A 7953-nucleotide genomic window follows, 5' to 3' on the forward strand; every position below is an offset into this window, starting at 1 on the left:
ATCTGACGAGAATGCGAAATGCCAAAATTGGCTACGCTATATTGACGGCTTCCCACCTCTATCTTATTGCCAAGAAGGTAATTGTTGGTTCTTTTATAAGAAAGACCCACATTGAGCGTTGTCAGCGAAAGACCATCACGGTGAAGAACCCTACTGGTACTGGCGTGTAACTCACTGGAATCCCCCGTCGTCTCAATATCTGTAAAATTGCCATGGATAATGCTTTGGTAATTATAAACAGTGCCATTCAAACCAAAGGTCCAATAGCCATAAGGAATACTCACACCAACAGAAATGTTATTGCTGTGGCCCTCTTGCTTGCTCCCACCCCAATAATCTGTTTGACTGCGTTGATAACCAAAATCCCACGCATCATTCATCCCTAAAATATTTTCTAGCTTTAAGCCCGCATGATAACGTGCATAACCCGTTGAGGATTGTCCTAAATTATCATGAGAAACACTAACCTTGAAGGCTTTACCAGGCTGATTGCTAATATTCACAATGGTGCTGCCATCTTCACGCCCTGGTAAGAGTTCACTTGTAGCATGCCCTGAAATCAGCCTGTTTATTTGATCAAGCCCTTGCTCAATATCACGCATATTGAGAATATGGCCTTTAAGCCCCGGAAAAGCACTCCAGACAACATGATTGTAAGCAGAAGCCGGGGAACCATTGTAATAAATATCCGAAAGCTTCCCCTCAACAACAACAAACTTTAATATCTTACTGTTTTTGATGTCTTGATCAGGAATATAAAAACGCGCCGTTACATAGCCCTTATCCAAATAAACCCTGGTCAATTGCTTGATCAAGAGCTGAATATCCCCAAGACCTATACATCTTCCAACATAAGCATCTGTTACCGCTGCTATCGAGCTCTTCTTTATATGCCGGACCCCATCAACAACAATATGATGAATAGAAAAGCAGTATCCTCCACCCAAAAATGGACCATGGTTTTCTTCTGAAGGCATTGTAAGGCTTTTAGGCGTTAAAACCCGTAAATTCTCAATTCTCTCTAATCTTCGTTGCTCAGAATACCCGCGAGAAAAATTATCTGTTGGCGAGCGGGGAGATAAAACAGCCGGAGAATGGGCATAAACCATGACACCATGAAACATGCCAAACAACACACCAATAGCTGGAAAAAGCCTTAAAAAGCTCTCTTGGCGTAAAAAGAAAAAAAACACTAAAGAGTTCCCCCGCTTTGGTCATTCATAAAGCTTTGCTAAAAAAACGCCTCATGAACTTTTAACAATACCACTCAAACCAATATTATCCTATGACGATTTTGAATAACAGCACATATCTCTGCAACCCAATACAAATTGCACCAAAATCCTGCTTGATTTAAATTGTGTGAAAATCTCTCCCCCATACACATATCATTAACCATGTAACCAAAACTGTTTCCTAAGTCAATGTTTATGGCCACAATTCCCAGTTAATGCCTTAAGACATCCATCAATAAGAGAGAATAAATTCTCTGCTCATCCCCTACACTTTATAACGCGCATAAATAAACTACAGATCATGCTCTTCATTTGCATCCCTTCGTCAAAAGTCATCATAGCAAATAATAAAGAGATCTATTTTTAGAGTTTTTCAACATAATCTCCCAAACAGGCAAAACTCTTTTACAGGGTACTGAGACAACTTTTCTTCAAAGAAAATAATCTCAATGACTTTGTAAAAAGAGTTTTGTCAGTCTTGTCAGTGCACTCTAAACCCTATAGCATTTTTTTTAAATGGTAAAAAATTAAAAACATTATATTTCAATATGTTAGTATTTTAATGATACAACCCTTATTAAGATGCAACCCATAAATTCAATCAATAATATATATTTGTCAGTTTGTGTCTGTAAATTGAACTGACAAAAGTGTTCATTTTAGAGCATGATTAAAACACGTCTTATGAAAAGCATGTGATCTCTTAAAGCCTTTCAAAAGACAGTTTATAATCATAAGAAATGCTATCAAGATTGTTACGATTATGAGTTTTGAAGATTTTGAAGGTTCCTTTTATGCCCCCTTATATATTTTTTTCAATCAAAAAAATAAAAGTTATTATATTTCAATATGTTAATGTTTTAATAATACAACCTATATCGACAACACAACCTTAAATTCAACCCATAGTATATTTTTGAAGGTATTTTGAGGGTTTGAGAAACCTTCAAAACCTATAGTAAAATGCATCAAAATGATGATTCTGATGGTTTAAAAGCCCCTAGTGCATTCGTCTTGAATGATATGTGAAATAAAGAGCAAATTTCACTATTCTGTTGTTGATCTGACTTACGTCATGGGCTGTGGATAAAGAGCCTTTTAAACCCCTTTTGAAAAAAATTATCCGTTTTTTCGCACTTTTCTGCATTTTTTTCTCAATTCGTCCAAAATGGAGCTCTGTTGTAATATGCTGCAATCTATTAATTCTGATAATAAACAAGTCACTTTACGCTCTCTGTTGGAATATTATCGCGAACAAGCAACATCAAATGCTGAACAGGGAAAAATTTTTGAAGCTTTTGTTAGCAAATATCTTATGCAAGACCCTCTCCATTATGGACGGTATGAAAAGGTTGAGAGCTATTTTGAATGGGCAAAAGAACGTAAAGATTGGAATAAAAATGATATCGGCATTGATCTAGTCGCTAAGCTTCGCAATCAAGAGGGATATGTCGCTATTCAATGTAAGTTTTATAAAGCAGATCATCAGATCAGTAAAAAGGATATTGATAGCTTTATCGCTGCCTCTGGAAAAGACATCTTTAAATACCGCCTTCTCGTTGATAGCACGGAAAGTGAATTAACTGACAATGTGAATGCAATGATTAAAGGACAAGCGATACCCGTTTATCGTATTGACCTTCGTTATATGGAAAACAGTCGTATAGACTGGCAAATATTTGCAACAAAACAAGAAGTTGTTTTGAAATCAACAAAAGAGCCTCGCCCCCATCAAGAGGAAGCCATCAAGAAAGTTTGTGAAGGCTTAAAAGAAGCAGACCGTGGCAAGTTGATTATGGCATGTGGAACGGGTAAAACATTCACCAGTCTTAAGATAGCCGAAACTCTCGCCGGAAAAGGCAAGCGTGTTTTGTTTCTGGTGCCCTCCCTTGCTTTGATGTCACAAACAATCCGTGAATGGACATTGGATACAGAAATCCCCTTGCGTTCCTTTGCAGTGTGTTCGGATACACAGGTAGGCAAGCGTCGTAAAGGGAAACAGGATGATGAAGCTGGTCTCGATGCTTCTGATCTTGTCTTACCGGCTACCACGGATGCAAAAGAACTTGCACGTAAAGCCAATAAAACTTCTCTTGATGTGATGACTGTGGTCTTTTCAACTTATCATTCCATTCAAGTGATTTCCGATGCACAAAAGGAATATGGTTTACCCGAATTTGATCTAATCATTTGTGATGAAGCCCATAGAACAACAGGAGTTGTTTTAGGAACAGACAAGCATGAATCTGAATTTATCAAAGTTCACGATAACAGCATCATTCGAGGCAAAAAACGCCTCTACATGACAGCAACCCCGAAGATCTTTACCGATAAGCTGAAAAAGAAGGCTGACGTATCCGATGCCGTGCTAGCTTCTATGGATGATAAAGAACTCTATGGGAAAAATCTTTACACCTATACTTTTTCAAAAGCTCTAAAAGATAAGCTTTTAACACCTTATAAAGTTATCGTCTTAGCTGTTGATGAAGCAATTATCAACGCAACAATTCAGAAACGTCTTAAAGATAAAAATTCCGAACTTATTCTTGATGATACAACCAAAATCATTGGCTGCTACAAAGCACTGGCTCAAATAGAAAAGAAGGAAGACGATGGCATAAAACCTATGCGTCGTTCTCTGGCTTTCTGTAGGGATATCAAGACATCTGAACGAGTTAGTGAGATTTTTAATGATGCTATTGATGAATATCATAAATTTGTTCCCGAAAGTAAGACATCTCTTATCTTTGATGTTAAGCACATTGATGGGACTTTTAATGGTAAAGACCGTAATAAATTGCTTGATTGGCTTAAAGAAGATACAGATGAGAATAACTGCCGTGTACTCACCAATGTGCGCTGTCTTTCTGAGGGTGTAGATGTTCCTGCTCTTGATGCGGTTATGTTTTTACACCCGCGTAAAAGTCATGTGGATGTAATACAAGCTGTGGGGCGTGTAATGCGTCGCGCAGAAGGTAAAACAACAGGCTATATTATTTCACCCGTTGGTATTCCCTTTAATATTCCACCACAACAGGCTTTAGCAAACAATACAAAGTATGATGTCATTTGGCAAGTTCTCAATGCGTTGCGTGCTCATGATGACAACTTTAAAAACAAAATGAAAGCCTTAGAGCTAGACCAAGATGTTCGTCATCTATTTGAGATTGTAGGGGTAACTTTTGATCCCGCTTTGCAAGCAATGACCGCAGTTGTTGACGAACTCTCTTTCCACGCAAAGTCTGAAAGTGCTGGGCTTCATATTGGTTCAGTAGCAAGTGAAAGCCCTTATAGATATGAAGTACAAGAAGAGTTCGATTTTTATATTGATGAATTATCGCGCGCTATTAAGCCAATCATTGTCAAAAAATGTGGAGAGCCTAATCAGTGGGAAAAATGGGCGGGAAATGTTGCTGCGATTGCACAAAATCATATTATCCGTCTTAAAAGCATACTCGCTGATAAAAAGAGTGAAGCTTATCGCGCTTTTCATGTTTTTCACAAGGAATTAAAGAACGGTTTAAATGACAGTATCGAGCAAGAAGATGCACTTGAGATGTTGGCGCAACACCTTGTGACACGTCCTATTTTTGAATCCTTGTTTGATGGCAATGAGTTTGTGAGTAAAAATGCTATCTCACAAGCTATGGAAAAGATCTTAGCTGAACTTGATAAGATGAATATCAAAGAAGAAGCCAAAGATCTTGATAAATTTTATCAAAGTGTAAAGGAGGATACAGAGGGCATTATTGAAACGCGTGCAAAACAGAATCTTATTATCAGACTTTACGAAGATTTTTTTACCAAGGCATTCAAAAAGACAACAGATAAACTTGGGATTGTTTATACGCCTATTGAAATAGTCGATTTTATCTTACATTCCGTCAATGATGTTTTAGAGCAAGAGTTTGGACAAAGTTTGAGTTCTCGAGGCGTCTCTATTCTAGACCCTTTTACTGGAACTGGGACCTTTATCACACGGCTTTTACAATCAAATCTCATAAAACCAGAGGATATGGAATATAAGTTCCGAAATGAAATCAAAGCCAATGAAATTGTCTTATTGGCTTATTACATAGCAGCCATTAACATTGAATCGACTTATCATAGTCTTATGAAAGGAGACTATATCCCCTTTGAAGGGATTTGTTTAACCGATACTTTTTTGATGCTTGAGGAGAAAGATTTCTTCACACGCTATATGTTTGAAAATTCGGAACGGTGTAAAAAACAGCAGGAAGCAGATATCCAAGTTATTGTTGGCAATCCTCCTTATTCAACAGGGCAAAAAAGTGCCAATGATAATAATCCAAATGTACGTTATGATACGCTTGATAGAAGTATTTATGATACATATGCATCAGGATCACAAGCAGCAAACCGTCGTAATCTCTATGAGAGCTATATTAGAGCGATCAAATGGGCAAGTAATCGTTTAAGTTCACAAGGCGGTGTTGTCGCTTATGTTTCTGGGAATGGATGGATTGATAAAACTTTTGCGGATGGCATGCGAAGATGCTTACATAATGAGTATTCTTCTATTTATATCATTAACCTTCGTGGTGATGTTCGAAAAGATATGTTATCAAATAAAGCAGCAAAAGAAGGAGGGAATATTTTTGGTTCTGGAAGTATGACTGGAATAGCAATAACTCTTTTTATACGCAATCCATATGAGAAACAGCCTTGTAAAATTTACTATTATGATATTGGAGATGACCTTTCTGCCAAAGAAAAATTAAAAAAATTACGTACATTAAGAAGTGTAAAAGGAATAATACAATCCAAACAATTTATTGAAATTCTACCTAATGCAAAACATGATTGGATAAAGCAAAGAGATGTAACCTTTAATCAGTTTATGCCCATGGGAGATAGAAATATTTTAATAAATTCTAAAATCTTTGAGGAAGTATCGCTTGGTGTATGTTCAAAAAGAGATGCTTGGGTTCACAACTTTTCGAGTGCTGTATTAGATACGTCTATTCAAAAAACAATTGAATTTTTTAATGAGCAAAAGCGTCTCGTTGCTGAAAATCCTTCTATATCTGTAAAAAAAACCATTGATTATGATGCTACAAAAATTAGTTGGGGTAATGCTTTGATCTCCAAACTAAAACGAGGTGTAGATGCAACATTTGAATCTTACCTAAAAGTTCCTATTCTCTATACACCGTTTGTGACAATATGGCATTATGCTTCACCATTTCTTAATGATAGATTAGGACGTACGCATCAATTTTTTAATCCAACTATTCCGCATAATCTTGGTATTTGTGTTTCTGGGATAGGAAGTAGATCAAATTTTTCTTGTCTCATGACTAATAAACCGATCAGTTACGGTACTTTAGAAGGTGCAAAATGTTATCCACTTATGCTCTATTGTGAAGAGGAAAAACATCATGATCATAGCTTATTTACCATAAATACAAAAAAGAAAGTTCGTGATGGTATTACAGATGATGGATTAGCACATTTTAAAGCAGCTTATCCTAATGAAGCTATTACTAAAGATGATCTGTTTTATTACGTTTACGGTTTACTTCATTCGGAAGATTATCGCGCTCGTTATGCTCATAATTTATACAAAGAATTGCCTCGCATTCCTTACGTAAAAAGCGCTGATGATTTTTGGATGTTTGTTACAGCAGGACGTAAACTGGGTCATTTGCACGTGAATTATGAAGATGTAGAACCTTATCCTGTGACCTTTTAAAAGGGTAATCCAAAACAGACAGAGATCTCTAATCCCGAAGAATTTTATTACGTGACTGAAATGCAATTCTTTAGCAAAAATAAGATAAAAGATAAATCTACAGTTTTTTACAATAGCAATATCACAATAACAGATATCCCTCTTGAAGCTTATGAGTATATCGTCAATGGCAAGCCTGCTCTTGAATGGGTTATGGAACGTCAATGCGTTAAGATTAATAAAAAGAGTGGTATTGTGAATGATGCCAATCGCTATGCTGTTGAGACAATGGGGAACCCTGCTTATCCATTGGAGTTGTTTCAAAGGGTAATTACTGTAAGTTTAGAAACAATGAAAATCGTGAAAAAACTACCAAAATTAGAAATAAGAGAAACTGAATAAACTTATAAGACCTTATAACTCATAAGGGGTATAGAATATAGCTATACCTCTTTTGTAAGTTAATTAGATACAATCTTAAAAGGAATAATTTATCATGCGTTCTTCTAAAAAGAAATCATTTGCACTTTTAAACACTGTCATTTGGATTGCTTTAAGACTTATAAGAAATCCACTCTTAAATAAGATAAGATTTATTTGGATTGCCTTTAAAAAATTACACCGTAATCTCAAATGATAGCTTTATAGCTTTCAAAAAACCTCTTTAAAGAGAGTTTTGTATCTTCATTTTCTTATATTACTTATAGGTTTTGTCTGTTTTTACCCCCCCCAAAAACACTTACAAAACCCTCTTAAATATATATTAAAGATTGTATTTATGTGTTGTGTTTAATACAGGTTGTTTATTTGAAACATTAACTTATTGAAATATAACAACTTTTATTTTGGATTAAAAAATAAAATGATAATGGGTAAAAAGAACCCCCAAAACCTCTAAAACCTCTAAAACCTCTAAAACTCATAACCATAAGAGCCTTGATAGCATAGCATATGATTATAACTGTCTTTTGAAAGGCTTTAAGAGATCACATGTTTTTTAAAGACGTGTTTTAATCATTCTCT

At 35.9% G+C, this 7953-nt stretch carries 1 protein-coding gene and 1 pseudogene; one reads left to right on the forward strand and one right to left on the reverse strand.

The features are described from left to right. Window positions 1-1193 (reverse strand): ShlB/FhaC/HecB family hemolysin secretion/activation protein (locus PVV68_RS09180; RefSeq protein ID WP_273782935.1); only part of this gene is annotated, 1193 nt, incomplete at its 3' end. A 1228-nt stretch (window positions 1194-2421) separates the two neighbouring features. On the opposite strand from PVV68_RS09180, the pseudogene PVV68_RS09185 reads away from it, so the two are divergent. Then, a pseudogene (locus tag PVV68_RS09185) lies at window positions 2422-7332 on the forward strand (DEAD/DEAH box helicase). The last annotated feature ends 621 nt before the right edge of the window (window positions 7333-7953 follow it).

Origin of the sequence: Bartonella sp. ML69XJBT (assembly GCF_028618515.1) — a bacterium.
Classification (GTDB): Bacteria; Pseudomonadota; Alphaproteobacteria; order Rhizobiales; family Rhizobiaceae; genus Bartonella.